Raw genomic sequence first — 15297 nt, 5'->3', positions numbered from 1 at the left:
GACGCATGGCCTTGGAAAAAACTCGCGGCAGACGCATAGCTGCCGGTGAACTGGCAATCGTTGTCGGCGCGGGCCGCTCGGGCCTGGCCGCGGCGCGGCTTTTGCGCCGGGAAGGCGCGCGCGTGCGCCTGCTGGACCGCCGCAGCGACGCGCTGTCAGGGGAACAGGCCGCCGCCTTGCAAAAACTCGGCGTGGAGGTGCAGCTGGGCGAGCACCGGCCGGAACAGTTCGAGCACGCGGCCTTTGTGGTGCCCAGCCCGGGCATGCCCGTGGCCACGCTGAGCGGCCTGGTGCGGCCGACCGGCGAGAACGGGCCGGAAGTGCTGGCGGAAATGGAACTGGCCTGGCGTTGTCTGGATACTGAGCCGGTGCTGGCCGTTACCGGCACCAGCGGCAAAACCACCACGGTCTCTCTGGCGGCCGCCATGCTTCAGGCCCAGGGCTATACGGTTTTTCTGGGCGGCAATATCGGCACGCCCCTCTCGGAGTATGTGCTTTCCGGCCGCAAGGCGGACGTGCTGGTGCTGGAGATTTCCAGCTTTCAGTTGCAGGCCTGTTCCACGTTCTGCCCGCGCGTGGGCGTGCTTTTGAACATCACGCCCAATCATCTGGACTACCACAAGGATATGGCCGAATACATCGAGGCCAAATTCCGCCTCTTCCGCTGCCAGGACGAGGGCGATCTGGCCGTGCTGGGCGAGGATCTTCAGGAATTGGCGGCCGGTTTTCACCTCAGGGCCCGGCAGGTCCGGGTGCGCGGGGGCGGGCGCTTTCCGCAAAGCCGCCTGTTGGGCGCGCACAATGCCTTCAATGAAGAGGCAGCCTGGCAGGCCTGTCGCTTTTTCGGCGTGAGCGAGGCCAACGCGTCCCGCGCCGTGGCCCGTTTCACCCCCCTGCCGCACCGCCTGGAGGCGGTTCGGCAACATAAGGGCGTGCTTTTTGTCAATGATTCAAAATGCACGACGGTTTCCGCGCTCAAAGTGGCTTTGGAAGCATTTGACCGGCCTGTGCGGCTGCTCTGCGGCGGCAAGTTCAAAGGCGGCGATCTGGCTGCCCTTGGGGAGCTGGTCAAGGCCAAAGTCACGGAAGTGGCGCTCTTCGGCGCGAGCCGGGAAAAATTCGAGCAGGCCTGGCAGGGAGTCGTGCCCCTGAGCTGGCATCCGACGCTGGAAGCGGCGGTGCGGCATCTGGCGGCCGGAGCGCAGAAAGGGGAGGTGGTTCTGCTGGCTCCGGCCACGTCGAGTTTCGATCTCTACGCTAATTACATGGCCCGAGGCGAGGACTACAAACGCATCGTGGGTGAGCTTTCATGAAAAACACCTTTACCGAAAAACCAAAAACGGCCAAAAGCCGCAGCTCCTTTTCCCGAGCCGTGAGCAACGCCGCCAGGGCCGAGCTTGCCGCGCCTTTTGACTGGTGGCTCTTCACCATCATGCTCACCATTCTGGCCATCGGCCTGGTGATGGTGCTCTCGGCCAGCGGCATTGTGGCCGAGCAGGTCAATGGCGACAAATACTATTTCTTCAAACGGCAACTGGCGTTCGCCGCGCTGGGTGGCATCGCGCTCTGGGCCGCGGCCTTGCTGCCGCGCCACTGGCTGTACAGGTTGCAGTACCCGGCGCTTTTTTTTGCGCTGCTTTTGCTGCTGATCACGCTCTCGCCCTTTGCCCCGGCCATCAACGGTGCCAAGCGCTGGATTCCCGTGGGGCCCATTTCGGTGCAGCCCATGGAGTTCGTGAAAATCGCCCTGGCGCTGTATCTGGCGTACTTCATGAGCGCCAAGCAGGATCTGATCAAGACCTTCAGCCGGGGCGTGATACCGCCCTTTGCCGTGACCGGCCTGTTTTGCTTTCTGCTCCTGTTGCAGCCGGATTTCGGCAGCGCCGTGGTGCTGGCCGGGATTCTTTTTTTCATGTGCGTGGCCGGGGGCACCCGCTTTGTGTATCTTTTCTTTTCCCTGGCCCTGGCCTGCGCGGGCGCCATGGCCCTGGCCATTGCCTCGCCGTACCGCCTGCGCCGCCTCCTGGCCTTTCTGGACCCCTTTCAGGACGCGCATAATACTGGCTACCAATTGGTGCAGTCCCTGCTGGCCATCGGCTCGGGCAGTTTTTTCGGGGTAGGCGTGGGCGCCAGCAAACAGAAGATGTTTTATCTGCCGGAAGCGCACAATGACTTCATCATGGCCGTGCTGGCCGAAGAACTGGGCTTTGTGGGCGTGACCGTGGTCATGCTGCTCTTTGCCCTGCTGTTCTGGCGCTGTTATCGAATCATCATGGGCCAGCACAATCTGCGGGACCGTTTCACGGCGTTCGGGCTCACCACGATCCTGGTGATGGGCGCAGTGATGAATCTGGCCGTGGTCATGGGCGTGGCCCCGCCCAAGGGCGTGCCCATGCCGCTGATGAGTTACGGCGGCAGTAATCTTCTGGCTACCATGCTTTGCGTGGGATTGCTCCTGAACTTTTCACGAACGGCGGACCCGTGGACAAAATCCTCCTGACCACCGGCGGCACCGGCGGCCATATCTTTCCGGCTCTGGCCGTGGCCGAGGAGCTGTTGCGCCGCGATCCGACCGTCAGCCTGCTTTTCGTGGGCTCGTTATACGGGCCGGAGGAGCGCCTGGCGCAACAGGCGGGCATCCCTTTCGAGGGCCTGCCCGTGCGCGGCTTTCTGGGGCGGGGGCTGCGGGCCGTTGGCGCGGGCGCGCGCATGAGCTGGGCCGTGCTCAAGGCCCTGAACATCGTGCGCCGTTTCCGGCCCCGGGCCGTGGCCGGCTTCGGCGGCTACGCGGCTTTTGCGCCCATGCTTGCCGCGCGTCTGGCGGGGGTGCCGGGCATTTTGCACGAGCAGAACGCCATAGCCGGGACAAGCAATCAGGTGCTGGCCCGGCTGGCGCAAAGGATTTGCCTTTCCCTGCCCGGCACCGGGGGCTTTGCGCCGGAAAAATGCGTGCTCACCGGCAACCCGGTGCGCCGCTCCGTGAGCGCGGCCGGGCGTCTGCCCCGGCAGTGGGAGACGCGGCATCTGTTGATTCTGGGCGGTTCGCAGGGCGCGCATGCCCTGAATGTCTTTGTGCCGGAAATTTTACCGGCCCTGAAAGCCGCGGGAGTGGAAATCCGCCATCAGAGCGGCTCCAGGGACGAGGAAAGCGTGCGCGCGGCCTATCTGGCGGCGGGCTATGACGGGGCATGCGTGTCAGCCTTCATTGACGACATGGCGGGAGCCTATGCCTGGGCCGATCTGGCGCTGTGCCGTTCCGGGGCCAGCACCGTGGCCGAGCTGTGCGCCGCCGGTCTCCCCGCGCTGCTGGTGCCTTTTCCGCAAGCCGTTCACGACCATCAGACCGCCAACGCGCGTATTCTGGAAAAGGCAGGAGCGGCTCTGCTGGTACGGGAAGCAGAGATGCGCGAGCGGGGGCTCGGTCGCCTGCTGCTGGATCTCGCGGCCGATTCCGGGCGTCGCGCCCGCATGTCCGCCGCCGCATTGGCCGCCGCGCGGCCTGACGCGGCAGAACGGGTAGTCGCCGTATTGGAAGAAGCAGCCGCGCAACGCGCCTGAATCAGCCGCTGCGTTGGCGCTCGGCATGACAGATGGCGGCCTTATGAGCGCAGAATATCTGGATTTTTTCTGGAGTCTTGCAAATATGTCAGGCCACGCGCCGGGAGTACGCTCAGGATAGAGCGGTTTGCTGTTGAAAACGGCAACCGCTCTGGCGGCCGCGGGAGCGGACGCCCGCGCCGAATGAGCCTGAAAACCACGCTTTTCAGGCGAAATGATGGCAGCGCCGCTTTTGAAATTGAATAATTTCAAAAGCACAATGCTCTAAAAAGGCAGGAAGCGCGCCTCAGGCGCAGCGAGGCAGGCTGAGGGCCATGCGCGAATCGGCGCACAGGCGGGGCTTTCTCCACATTAGAGCATTTTCACTTTGAAAATGCTCTGCTGACGCGAAAGCGGCAGCCGCCGCAACGCGGCGTACATTCAGGCGAAAACCGCGTTTTTCGCCTGAATGCCACCTTTGACTTTCATAAAAAGTCAAAGGTAATCTGCTCTAGTTGTAAAAAGGGTGGCACATGAACAGCAAGATACGGCGCATTCACATGATTGGCATCGGCGGCGCGGGCATGAGCGGCATTGCCGAAGTGCTGCTCAATCTGGGCTATGAAATTTCGGGTTCGGACGTGAGCGATTCAGCGGTTGTGCGCCGTTTGCGCGATTTGGGCGCGCGTGTGGCCGTGGGGCACGCGGCCGAAAACGTGGGCGACGTGCAGGTGCTGGTCAGATCGACGGCCATCAGCGACGACAACCCGGAGCTGGTGGAGGGCCGCGCCCGGAATATCGCGATCATCCCGCGCGCTGAAATGCTCGCCGAGCTCATGCGTCTGCGTCAGGGGATAGCCATTGCCGGAACCCACGGCAAAACCACGACCACCTCGCTGACCGCTTCCATTTTCGACACCGCCGGGCTGGACCCTACGGTGATCATCGGCGGCCGCCTCAATGCTTACGGCACCAACGCGCATTTAGGCCACGGCGACTACCTGATAGCCGAAGCCGACGAATCGGACGGCTCTTTTCTCTGTCTTTTGCCGATTATCAACGTAGTCACCAATGTGGACGAGGATCATCTGGATTACTACAAGAGTCGTGAAGGCATTGATGCGGCCTTTGTGCAGTTCATGAACAATGTTCCTTTCTACGGCATCAATGTGGTCTGCGGCGATGATCCCGGCGTGCGCGCGCTGCTGCCGCGGGTCAAGCGCCCTGTGTTGACCTACGGCTTTGCCGAGGGCAATCATCTGCGCGCCGTGCCGTTGGAAAGCGGGCTGAAGAATCGCTTCGAGGTCTGGCGCGAGGGCGAAAAACTGGGCGAAGTATGTCTGCCCCAGCCCGGGCGGCACAATATTCTCAACGCTCTGGCTGCCATCGGCGCGGCTCTGGAGGCGGATATCAGCTTCAGCCGTTGTGCCGCGGGCCTGAATTCCTTCGGCGGCGTGGGGCGGCGCTTTGAGTTCAAGGGCGAAAAAGACGGCGTGACCGTGGTGGACGATTACGGGCATCACCCTGCGGAAATCGCGGCCACGCTGGTTACGGCGCGTCAGGTTTTCCCCGGCCGGCGCATTGTGGCGGCTTTTCAGCCGCACCGCTTCAGCCGCACGCAGGCCCATTTCGGCGAATTCTGCAAGGTGTTCGACAGCGTGGACATGCTGCTCCTGACTGAAATCTACGCGGCTTCCGAAAAACCCGTTCCCGGCGTTTCCGGCCAAAGTCTGGCCCAGGGCATACAGCAGGTTTCCAGCACGCCGGTGAGCTATTTTCAGACCCTGGACGCGCTGGCTCAAGCCTTGCCGGGCGTCTTGCGCCGCGGCGACGTGCTGCTGACCCTGGGCGCGGGCACGATCACGCGCCTTGGCCCGGCATGGCTGGAAGGGAGCGGGCATGCGTGAGATCATGGCCCCCAGCCTTGCGCAGCGGACCACATTGCGCCTGGGCGGCACAGCCATAGCCGAGCTGATTCTCGAGAGCGCCGCGGATTGCGCGCTCCTGCCAGAACGTCTCCGCGCTCTGGGCGGCAGGCCGCTGATTCTCGGCGCGGGCAGCAATATTCTGGCGCTCGACGGCCAGTTGCCCCTGGTGCTTGTGCGTCCGCGTTTCCTGCACGGGCCGGAGATTGTGGGGGAAGAAGAAGACAGAGTTCTGGTGCGCGCGGGCGCGGGCCTGCCCTTGCCGCGATTGCTGCGTTTTTGCGCCGCGCATGGCCTTTCCGGTCTGGAAGGTCTTGTGGGCATCCCCGGCAGCGTGGGGGGGGCCGTGGCCATGAACGCAGGTTCCTTTGGAACGGAAACTTGCAAAAATATCAAATGCATAGATATATTCAGCAGAGGAAGAGTCCGCCCGGTCAAAGCAAGTGAACTGCACTACGGCTATCGCAGCCTCTATATAACGGAAGAAAAAATGGGATTTCTGGTTGTGGAAGCCACATTTAGCTTGACCAGATCCGCAAGGGATGGCATCAGTAAACGCATGCGTCACAACTTTTTCGAGAAAAAGTCTAAACAACCTGTGACGGCCTGGAGCGCGGGTTGCGTGTTTAAGAATCCCGCGCCGGACATGCCCGCCGGAAAACTGCTTGAGCTCGCCGGCTGCAAGGGAAAGAAGCTGGGCGGCATGGCTTTTTCAAATCTGCACGCCAATTTTTTGATTAATGACGGCACAGGCAGCGCCACAGCGGCCCTGGCTTTGCTGCAGGAGGCCCGGGAGGCCGTGCGGCAACGGTTTGGGTTCGCGCTTGAGCCGGAAGTCAGGATAGCGCCGTGCCCCTTGCCCTGAAAATGAGCGGCCGCAAAGCCCGCAACGCATATACCAGAGAGCCTGCATCAGGCAAAAAGGGCCGGGCGGGCCAGAAATTCCGTCTGCCGCGGTTTTTTTCCTGGTTCTCGGAAAAGCTCAAAAGCCTTGGCGGATTGAAAAGCCTTGCGGTGCTTTCCGCGCTTTTGTCGTCGGTCGTGCTGGTGCTGGCCGCGGTCTGCGCGACATCGCTCTGGCTTTATGACAAGGCCGTCACCAGCGACTTTTTCACCACCAGGCATGTGGACGTTACAGGCAATGTGCGCCTCTCCAGAGACATGGTGCTGCAATACGGCGGCATCAAGGAAGGGGACAACAGTCTGGCCGTGAGCATCGCCCAGGTGGAACAAAGCCTGAGGCAGACCCCCTGGGTGCAGGAAGTCTCGGTCAAGCGCCTGTTGCCGGACAGATTTGTGATCAAGGTGAAGGAACGCATGCCTTCCTTCTGGGTGCACAAGGACGGGGTATTGTATTACGCCAATGAGCGCGGCGAGATTATTGCCCCGGTGGAGAGCAGGAATTTTCTTTCTCTGCCGACCCTGACCATCGAGCCCGGCGCCGAGGCGGCGGTTCCCTTCCTCGCCCGGCTGCTGAAAGACCTGCAGGGCGGCGCGCTGCCTGTGGAGGCCGGAGCCGTGGCTTCAGTGACCGTGAGCCCGGGCAGGGGCATTGAAATGTATCTGGAAGACCGTGAAATGCGCCTTTCCGTCGCCACGGACGACTGGAGCGGCAATCTGGCCCGGATGAGCGTGACCCTTGGAGATCTTGCCCGTCGCCATGAGTTGAAAAACGTGCGCGAGGCGCGCGCCGTGAACGGCAACGTCTGGGTCATACTCAATGGGGCCGCGCGCAGCTGAAGGCGCAAGACTGGCGTTCGTGAGGAGAATGTATGAATAAGTCCGAGCTCATCGTGGGCCTCGACATCGGCACCACAAAGATCTGCGCCGTGGTCGGAGAACTTTCGGAGTCAGGCCTGGTGGATGTGGTGGGCATCGGCACAAGCGTTTCCACGGGCTTGCGCAAAGGCGTGGTCGTCAACATCGAACAGACCGTGCAGTCCATCCGCAAGGCTGTGGAAGACGCCGAGCTCATGGCCGGATGCGAGATCCACTCGGTCTATGTCGGCATTGCGGGCAGCCACATTATGGGCATCAACAGCCACGGGGTCATTGCCGTCAAGGGCGGCGAAGTGGCCCAGCGGGATGTGGAACGCGCCCTGGACGCGGCGCGGGCCGTGGCCATTCCCGCGGATCGCGAAGTGATTCACATTCTCCCGCAGGAATATATCGTGGACAACCAGCGCGGCATTGCCGACCCGCTGGGCATGGCGGGCGTGCGCCTGGAAGTCAAGGTGCATATCGTGACCGGCGCGGTTTCCTCCGCGCAGAACATTGTGCGTTCCTGCCACCGCAGCCAGTTGGAAGTCTCGGACATCGCGCTGGAATCCCTTGCTTCGGCCAAGGCCGTGCTTACCGAGGAGGAGCGGGAGATCGGCGTGGCCCTCGTGGATCTGGGCGGCGGCACCACCGACATCGCGGTTTTTGCCAATGACGCCATCAAGCATACGGCCGTGCTGGCCCTGGGCGGCCAGAACCTCTCCAATGACATTGCCTTCGGCCTGCGCACGCCCATTGCCTCTGCCGAAAAGATCAAGATCAAATACGGCTGCGCCCTGGCGGACATGGTCCGTCACGATGAATTTATCGAAGTGCCCAGTGTGGGCGGTCGCGAACCTCGCCGCCTTTCCCGTCAGGTGCTGGCGGAAATCTGCGAGCCGCGCATGGAGGAAATCCTCTATCTTGTGGATCAAACCCTGGTGCGTTCCGGCTATAAGGATTTGATCGGCGCGGGCGTGGTGCTCACCGGTGGAACGGCATTGATGGAAGGCTGCCAGGAACTGGGCGAGCAGATTTTCAACCTGCCCACGCGCATCGGCTATCCGCGCAATGTGGGCGGACTCAAGGATGTGGTCAACAGCCCCAAGTTTTCGACAGCTGTGGGGCTTTTGCGCTACGGCGCCGAAAAGGAAATGTCCGGGCAGAAAAAGTTTACCACGCGCAGCGAATCCGGCGTTTTTGACGGCGTGCTCTCACGCATGAAAAAATGGTTCGCGGATATATCATAACCTTCAGCGGGCATGTGGGGACAGCAAAACAGGAGAGGCTACCATGGCACAGTCAATAGTTGACGATATCGACACTTCTTTAGCCGGAAGCGCAAAAATAAAAGTCATCGGTGTGGGCGGCGGCGGCGGCAATGCCGTAAAAAATATGATTGATTCCGGCTTGCGCGGCGTGCAGTTCGTCTGCGCCAACACGGATTTGCAGGCGCTGACCAAGAACAACGCGCCTTTCAAGGTGCAGTTGGGCGAAAAGCTGACCAAGGGGCTGGGCGCGGGCGCCAACCCCGCCATCGGCCGGGAAGCCGCCGTGGAGAGCGTCAACGCCATCCGCGAGGCCATCGGCGACGCGGACATGGTCTTTGTGACCGCCGGCATGGGCGGCGGCACCGGCACGGGCGCGGCTCCGGTGGTGGCCCAGGCCGCCAAGGAAATGGGCGCGCTCACCGTGGGCGTGGTGACCAAGCCTTTCAGCTTTGAAGGCGTCAAGCGCAAGCGCGTCGCCGAAGAAGGTCTGGAGGAGTTCAAACAGCATGTGGACTGCCTGATTACCATCCCCAATGACCGGCTGCTGGCCTTCGCGCCCAAAAAAGCCCCGTTTTCCGAAATGCTGCAAAAGGCCAATGACGTGCTCTTTTACGCCGTCAAAGGCATTTCCGATGTTATTGTGGGCGAGGGTCTGATCAATCTTGACTTTGCCGATGTGCGCACCACCATGTCGGAAGCGGGCCTCGCGCTGATGGGCACGGGCATGGCCTCCGGCGAAAACCGCGCGCGCGAAGCGGCCCAGCGCGCCATCATGAGCCCGCTGCTGGAAGACGTTTCGCTGGAGAGCGCCAAGGCGGTGCTCTACAACATCACCGCGCCCATGGACATCACCGCCGAGGAAATCGCCGAGATCGGCGATATTATTGCCGACGCGACCCCCGAGGACGCCAATATCATCTTCGGCGTGGTCTTTGACGACAATGTGGGCGACGAAATCCGTCTTACCGTCATTGCCACCGGCATTGAATCCCCGCAGGCCGTGCAGCCCGTGCCGGCGCCGGCAGCCACGGTGACCAATTTCCGCCAGCCGGGCCCGGATGCTGTCATGGCCGAGCCGCGTCGCCGCCAGGCCGGGCGCGCGGCGCAGCAGGGCAATCTGGTGCAGGCTGCTCCGGACGCGCCGGAAGAAATGGAAACGCGCCTGCCCCGCGCCACACGCCGCTCCGAGGTGGAGCGCTGGTATGACGAGAAGAGCAATCGCCCCCCGTACCTGCTCAAGCGCGAAGCTATGGGGCAAAGCCGCCGTCGCCCCCATAGCCCGGGGCAGGAAGATTTTACCTATGATGAGGATGATTTTGAAATTCCGACCTTCATACGGACGCAGGCTGACTAGAGCAGATTACCTTTGACTTTTTATAAAAGTCAAAGGTGGCATTCAGGCGAAAAACGCAGTTTTCGCCTGAATGTACGCCGCGTTGCGGCGGCTGCCGCTTTCGCGTCAGCAGAGCATTTTCAAAGTGAAAATGCTCTAGCGCCTGTCTCTGCTGTCGTCATCCGCAAGGCGGCACAGCCGCCAACGGCTGACGTGCGCGGGCGGGCATGGCTTCGCCCTGCCGGAGTGTTGAGCTGCTTTTATGAGCAAAACGCTCTCAGCGCAGACTGCTGTGACGTAAAAAAGACTTGGCTGCAACAGTCAGTGCACAAGCGCGGTTGCGCTACTATCTTTTCACCGGTCGGGAGTGCATACCCCTGCGACGACAGGAGTCAGCAGGCTGTATGTTCCCTTCCGCATCAAATTTTCAGGGCTTGCCTCTTCGGCCCTGAAATGCCCGCCGGGAGGCCCATTGGGGGCCTCCCAGTGCGGGGCGTTAAGGTTTTGGCGAGCCCGCAAGGCCTTTGGCTGTGCGGATTTTTTCTTTTGGCGGAGCGAGCGTTTCACGGCGCAAGTAAATTTCGCCTGCGCCCTGTTGACGTGACCTGCGCTTGCGCTGCGGTCGTCAGAACCTTTTCACCGTCTCACCACGCTCTGAACGAATCGCCATGACCTTCTTTGCCCCTCGCGACGCGGAAACCAGCCTGCACTGCCCGGACTGCGGGACGCGTCTGCATATTGCCCGTTCCTGTCGCGAAGTTCACATGTATTGCCCGGCCTGCCGGGCGCACTATCCGCTCCGCGAGTATATCCACCGCGCCGACGAAGCTATGGAGCGATTTCTCGAAAACGTCTACTGTGACAGAATAGAGTAGAAGTCATTCAGAAATGATTTTCAGGGTCAGCCCTCATTAGAGCAGATTACCTTTGACTTTTTATGAAAGTCAAAGGTGGCATTCAGGCGAAAAACGCGGTTTTCGCCTGAATGTACGCCGCGTTGCGGCGGCTGCCGCTTTCGCGTCAGCAGAGCATTTTCAAAGAGAAAATGCTCTGGAGCGTTTGGCTACTTTCATGAGCAAAACGCTCTAAAAAAGTTCAGGCGATCATCCGCAGCGTTCCGGCAATACGGCGCGTCCGGCGGCCACGCCGCTGGCCCAGGCCCAATGCAGATTGTAGCCGCCCAGTTGCCCGGTCACATCCAGCAGTTCCCCAATACTATGAAGATGGGCGCAACGCAGACTGGCCATGCCGTGCGGGTTGATTTCCCGCGTGTCCACGCCCCCTGCGCAGACTTCCGCCTTTTTGAATCCGGCTGTGCCGGTCGGCAGAACCGTGCGCGCCTGCACATGGATTTGAATTTCCCGGCGCGCGGCGCGGGAAAGTTCCGCGATCTTGCGCCGGGCCGAGTGCGCGGGCAGCACTGCGTCCGCGAGACGCTGGGGCAGCAGGCGGCTCAGCAGGGCGCGGGGCGTCTGACGCCCCGCGCCGGGCGCATCCAGCAGGGTGGACAGGTTTTGGCCGGGCAAAAAATCAAGCTGAACAGGCTCATTCCTCTGCAGGAAGAGTGAGGCTTTGAGCGCGGCAGGCCCGCTCAGGCCTTCATGGGTAAAAAGCAGATCATCGCGCCAGAAGCGGCCCTCGTCGGCACGCGCGGGCAGGCTGATTTGCGCCGGCAGGCTGATGCCCGCCAGATTCCGCAAAGGCTCGCTGGGCGGCAGAAGCAGCGGCGCCAGCGCCGGGCGCGGCGGGATGATCGTATGCCCCAGGCTTTGAGCCAGCCTGTACCCCTGGCCGCTGCCGCCGATCTGCGGCCAGGCCGGGCTGCCCAGGGCCAGCACCAGGGCCTTGCCTTGCCAGAGGGCATTCCCGGCCTGCACGCGGAAGCCCTGGTCAGAGCGCCAAACGGCATGGATGGGAGCCTTGCAGACAATACGGCAGCCGCGTTGGCGGCAGTCGCGGCTGAGGGCCTCCACCAGTCTTTGCGCGGGCACGCGCAGAAAAAGTTGCCCGTGCTCCCTTTCCTCAAACGGCAGGCCCCAGGCGCGGATCAGAGTGAGCATGTCCGCGGGGGTGAATCCGGCCAGCGCCGGACCGCAGAAATCCGGTTGCCCGCAGCAATAGTCCCGGGGCGTGACCTCCCGATTGCTGAAGTTGCTCCTGCCGCCGCCGCTGACAGCCAGTTTGCGGCCGGGCGCGGCAGCGCGATCCAGCAGGATCACGCGCAAACCGCGGGCTGCGGCTTCCCGCGCGCAGATCAGCCCTGAAGCTCCTGCGCCCAGTATCAAGACATCCGCCGTGCCGGCGACCTGCAAACCGGCCTGCGGGCCGCGCGTCACTGCGGCATTTGACAGATTTTCCGGCTCAGAGCTAAAAACTGAGGGTGCATGCATGCCGTCAGCCTACACAAGCTCCGGGTCCGTGCCAAGGCTCTCACCGACAGCGGCGTGGATTTGGGGAAAAGCGACGTTTTTCCCGGCATGACAACTTTGAACTAGAGCAGATTACCTTTGACTTTTTATGAAAGTCAAAGGTGGCATTCAGGCGAAAAACGCGGTTTTCGCCTGAATGTACGCCGCGTTGCGGCGGCTGCCGCTTTCGCGTCAGCAGAGCAATTTCAAAGTGAAAATGCTCTCGAGCCGCGCAGGTGCGGCGGCCTGCATCGTTGTTGCCGGGGGCTTCACGCCTTGCCCCGGGCCGCCAGTTTTTTCTTGGTCAATGCTGTGGCCGGGGCGCTGAGCGGATCTTCCGGCCAGGGATGCCTGGGATAACGGCCGCGCATTTCCGCCCGCACGGCAGGGTAGCCGTGACGCCAGAAATGCGCGAGATCCCGCGTGACTTGCAAGGTGCGTCCGGCCGGGGAATTGAGCCGAAGGGTCAGGGCTACGCGGCCGTCGGCAATGCGCGGCGCGTCCTCGCAGCCGAAAAGCTCCTGAAGCCTGGCGGCCAGCCAGGGGCCTCCCTCTTCGCCGTAGACAATAGGGTGTTGCGCGCCCGAAGGCGCCTGCCAGCGGCAGGGGGCCTGCTTTTCCAGCCGTCGCGCAAGCTGAGGGGGCAGTTGCGCGCGCAGGGCTTCCTGAAGCCGGGCGGCGCTGAAGCGCCCCAGGGACGCGCAATCCGTGAGATAGGGAGCCAGCCAGCTTTCAAGGCTGTTGCACAGGGCCGCATCGGAAACATCGGGCCAGGGTTCGCCTTCCAGCTCCCGCAGCAGCATGACCCGGGCCTGCCACTGGCGCGCTGCATCGCTCCAGGGCAGGCGAGCCAGAGCCTGTGGGCCGGCTTGGCGCAAAAAGGCGCAGATCGCCGCGGCGCAGGCCCCTGCCGGGGGGCGGGGCAGGGGAGCATCTTCCAGAACAAGAGCTCCAAGCGTTTTTTGGCGTCGGGCCGAGACAGAGCCTTCGTCATTGACCGTCAGTTGATCGTGGGAGCGGATTTGCGCATGGAACAGTTCTTCCACATCTTCACGCGTGAGCGGGGCTGCCAGACGGATGCGGGCGCGGGCTCCGGCTCCGTCAAGATCGGCAATGGCCAGAAACTGGCGTCGCGCCAGGGCGTCGCCGCCCGGCAGCCACGCGGCGCGTCCCGAGCGCAGCAGAAAATGAGCCGTGCCCAGATCCCGGCCGGGAGCATCCTTGCTTTCGGGCAGGCGCTTGGCCACGCGGTCCGGCCAGGCCAGGGCCAGAAGCCTGCCCAGAGCCTCGGCATCCGCGGCCGCGATGTTGAAAAGATCTCCTTTGATCCCTGTGAGTTGCGCCAGGCGCGCGGCCCAATCGCGCAGACGTCGCCATGCGCCGCCGTGCCCCTCGCGGCAAAGCCAGTCCAGGCGGCGAAGCAGATCACAGCCCGGATCGCAGGCCCCCGTGCCGCGGGGGGCAAGGGCGCGGCCGGGGTTTGCGGCCGCTTCCGCTTCGTTCGGGAGGCCGTTTGCCGCTGTATCCTTGAAGCGCAAGAGCGGATCTCGTTCTTCCAGCAGGGCGGCCACGCAGCAGGCCAGGGCTCCATGCCCGTCCTCCCTGCCCAGGAGAAGCAGGCGGCCCAGATGCGGCGGCAGGGGCAGAGAAGCCATGCTCCGGCCCAGGGCCGTGGGCCTGTTCCGTGAATCAAGGGCGCCAAGCTCTTGCAGATTTTGGCGGGCAGCGGCCAGATGCGCGGCTGGCGGCGGGTCAGGCCAGGGCAGGGCCGCGGCGTCGGACACGCCCCAGACAGCCAGTTGCAGCGCCAGATTGCTCAGGTCGGCATCCAGTATTTCCGGGCGGATCTGCGGGCGCATGCCGTTTTCCTCTTTCCGATCCCAGAGGCGGCAGCAGATGCCGGGCTGCGTGCGTCCTGCCCTGCCCGCGCGCTGGGCCGCCCCGGCCAGGGAAACGCGTTCGGTGACCAGGCGGCTGAGGCGGCTTGCCGGATCAAAGCGCGCTACGCGCGTCAGGCCCGCATCCAGCACCAGGCGCACGCCTTCAATGGTCAGGGAGGTTTCGGCAATGGCTGTGGCAAGCACGGCTTTGCGCAAGCCGGGCGGGGCCGGGGCAATGGCCGCGTCCTGCCGTTCGGGCGGCAGATTGCCGTAAAGCGGGCAGAGAAGCACGTCCGGCGGCAGACGGCCTTCCAGGAGCGCGGCCATCTGCCGGATTTCCCCTTCGCCGGGTAAAAAGACCAGCAGGCTGCCGTGCTCGGTGCGCAGCAAATGCGCCGCAACCTCGGCCGCATGCCGCCAGATCCCGGAGGCGGCATGCGCTCCACGCGCCGCCCTGCCGGGCACAGGGAAATAGCGCATTTCCACCGGAAAGGAACGCCCCTGGCAGGACAATACCGGGCAGCGCCCCAGCAGGCCCGACACGGATTGCATATCCAGCGTGGCGGACATGACCAGCAGGCGCAGATCCGGCCGCAGCGCCGCCTGGCTTTCCAGGCAGAGCGCCAGGCCGGTATCGGCCACAAGCGAGCGCTCGTGGAATTCGTCAAAAATGACGCAGGCGGCCCGGGGCAGCTCGGGATCGTCCTGCAGCATGCGCGTCAGCACGCCTTCGGTGATCACCTCAATGCGGGTGGCGGCGCTGATGGCGCTTTCCCGGCGCATGCGAAAGCCCACGGTTTGCCCTGCCTCTTCGCCCAGCAGCCTGGCCATATAGCGGGCCAAAGCGCGGGCCGCCACCCGGCGGGGCTCCAGGAGCAGGATTTTGCGCCCGGCCGACCAGGGTTCGGCCAGAAGCCAGAGCGGCACGCGGCTGCTCTTGCCCGCGCCGGGCGGCGCGGTGAGCGCCAGATTGCCCCCTCTGGCAAGAGATGCGCTGAGCTCGGCACGCAGCCCGTCCACCGGACATGGCGGCAAGCACGCAAGAGGCGGCGCATCAGAGCAATGGAGTTGCGGCATGGCGTGACCTGTGCGAAATATCTGTTGCAATACGTGGAAAAAACAGCGGATGCCGCGTCTTTTTACTGGCAATTCCGTGCGCGTCAGTGTATTGACACATAAAACATC

At 63.1% G+C, this 15297-nt stretch carries 11 protein-coding genes; 9 read left to right on the top strand and 2 right to left on the bottom strand.

Going from position 1 to position 15297, the window contains the following annotated elements:
• Positions 1 to 5 precede the first annotated feature (5 nt).
• The 9 genes from murD (at position 6) to G7Y52_RS01690 (ending at position 10699) form a co-directional block, all read left to right on the top strand.
• Positions 6 to 1313, top strand: coding sequence for a UDP-N-acetylmuramoyl-L-alanine--D-glutamate ligase (gene murD / locus G7Y52_RS01730; RefSeq protein ID WP_165065100.1), 1308 nt, complete (start codon positions 6 to 8; stop codon positions 1311 to 1313).
• The gene (ftsW, locus tag G7Y52_RS01725) at positions 1310 to 2500 is read left to right on the top strand and encodes a putative lipid II flippase FtsW (RefSeq protein ID WP_165065098.1); all 1191 of its coding nucleotides are present in this window, start codon (positions 1310 to 1312) and stop codon (positions 2498 to 2500) included. The genes murD and ftsW overlap by 4 nt, the downstream gene beginning before the upstream one ends.
• Positions 2482 to 3558, top strand: a complete 1077-nt coding sequence (gene murG, locus G7Y52_RS01720) for an undecaprenyldiphospho-muramoylpentapeptide beta-N-acetylglucosaminyltransferase (RefSeq protein WP_165065095.1) — start codon at positions 2482 to 2484, stop codon at positions 3556 to 3558. Before ftsW ends, murG begins: the two co-directional genes overlap by 19 nt.
• Before the next feature lie 512 nt (positions 3559 to 4070).
• The gene (gene murC / locus G7Y52_RS01715) at positions 4071 to 5444 is read left to right on the top strand and encodes a UDP-N-acetylmuramate--L-alanine ligase (protein WP_165065092.1); all 1374 of its coding nucleotides are present in this window, start codon (positions 4071 to 4073) and stop codon (positions 5442 to 5444) included.
• Entirely contained in the window at positions 5437 to 6327 is an 891-nt protein-coding gene (gene murB, locus G7Y52_RS01710) for a UDP-N-acetylmuramate dehydrogenase (protein ID WP_165065089.1), read from the top strand. Before murC ends, murB begins: the two co-directional genes overlap by 8 nt.
• Entirely contained in the window at positions 6312 to 7202 is an 891-nt protein-coding gene (locus tag G7Y52_RS01705) for an FtsQ-type POTRA domain-containing protein (RefSeq protein ID WP_165065086.1), read from the top strand. The genes murB and G7Y52_RS01705 overlap by 16 nt, the downstream gene beginning before the upstream one ends.
• A 32-nt stretch (positions 7203 to 7234) precedes the next feature.
• On the top strand, positions 7235 to 8470 hold the full coding sequence (gene ftsA / locus G7Y52_RS01700; RefSeq protein ID WP_165065084.1) for a cell division protein FtsA: 1236 nt from the start codon (positions 7235 to 7237) through the stop codon (positions 8468 to 8470).
• Positions 8471 to 8513: 43 nt separating this feature from the next.
• Positions 8514 to 9845, top strand: coding sequence for a cell division protein FtsZ (gene ftsZ / locus G7Y52_RS01695; protein ID WP_165065081.1), 1332 nt, complete (start codon positions 8514 to 8516; stop codon positions 9843 to 9845).
• Between the two features lie 647 nt (positions 9846 to 10492).
• Positions 10493 to 10699, top strand: a complete 207-nt coding sequence (locus G7Y52_RS01690; protein ID WP_165065078.1) for a dual CXXC motif small (seleno)protein — start codon at positions 10493 to 10495, stop codon at positions 10697 to 10699.
• Between the two features lie 228 nt (positions 10700 to 10927).
• On the opposite strand, the gene G7Y52_RS01685 is transcribed toward G7Y52_RS01690, so the two are convergent.
• Entirely contained in the window at positions 10928 to 12160 is a 1233-nt protein-coding gene (locus G7Y52_RS01685) for an aminoacetone oxidase family FAD-binding enzyme (protein WP_241159559.1), read from the bottom strand.
• A 341-nt stretch (positions 12161 to 12501) separates the two neighbouring features.
• The gene (gene hrpB, locus G7Y52_RS01680; protein ID WP_241159558.1) at positions 12502 to 15132 is read right to left on the bottom strand and encodes an ATP-dependent helicase HrpB; all 2631 of its coding nucleotides are present in this window, start codon (positions 15130 to 15132) and stop codon (positions 12502 to 12504) included.
• Positions 15133 to 15297: the final 165 nt, after the last annotated feature.

Source organism: Desulfovibrio sp. ZJ200 (assembly GCF_011039095.1).
GTDB lineage: Bacteria > Desulfobacterota > Desulfovibrionia > Desulfovibrionales > Desulfovibrionaceae > Desulfovibrio.
The sequence above is the reverse complement of the archived record's forward strand: the minus strand, read 5'-3'. Positions and strand labels throughout refer to the sequence as shown.

Bases quoted from the DNA above. Each gene is read 5' to 3' on its own strand.
- murD (WP_165065100.1), top strand. From the start codon at position 6: ATGGCCTTGGAAAAAACTCGCGGCAGACGCATAGCTGCCGGTGAACTG.
- ftsW (WP_165065098.1), top strand. From the start codon at position 1,310: ATGAAAAACACCTTTACCGAAAAACCAAAAACGGCCAAAAGCCGCAGC.
- murC (WP_165065092.1), top strand. From the start codon at position 4,071: ATGAACAGCAAGATACGGCGCATTCACATGATTGGCATCGGCGGCGCG.
- murB (WP_165065089.1), top strand. From the start codon at position 5,437: ATGCGTGAGATCATGGCCCCCAGCCTTGCGCAGCGGACCACATTGCGC.
- ftsA (WP_165065084.1), top strand. From the start codon at position 7,235: ATGAATAAGTCCGAGCTCATCGTGGGCCTCGACATCGGCACCACAAAG.
- ftsZ (WP_165065081.1), top strand. From the start codon at position 8,514: ATGGCACAGTCAATAGTTGACGATATCGACACTTCTTTAGCCGGAAGC.
- G7Y52_RS01690 (WP_165065078.1), top strand. From the start codon at position 10,493: ATGACCTTCTTTGCCCCTCGCGACGCGGAAACCAGCCTGCACTGCCCG.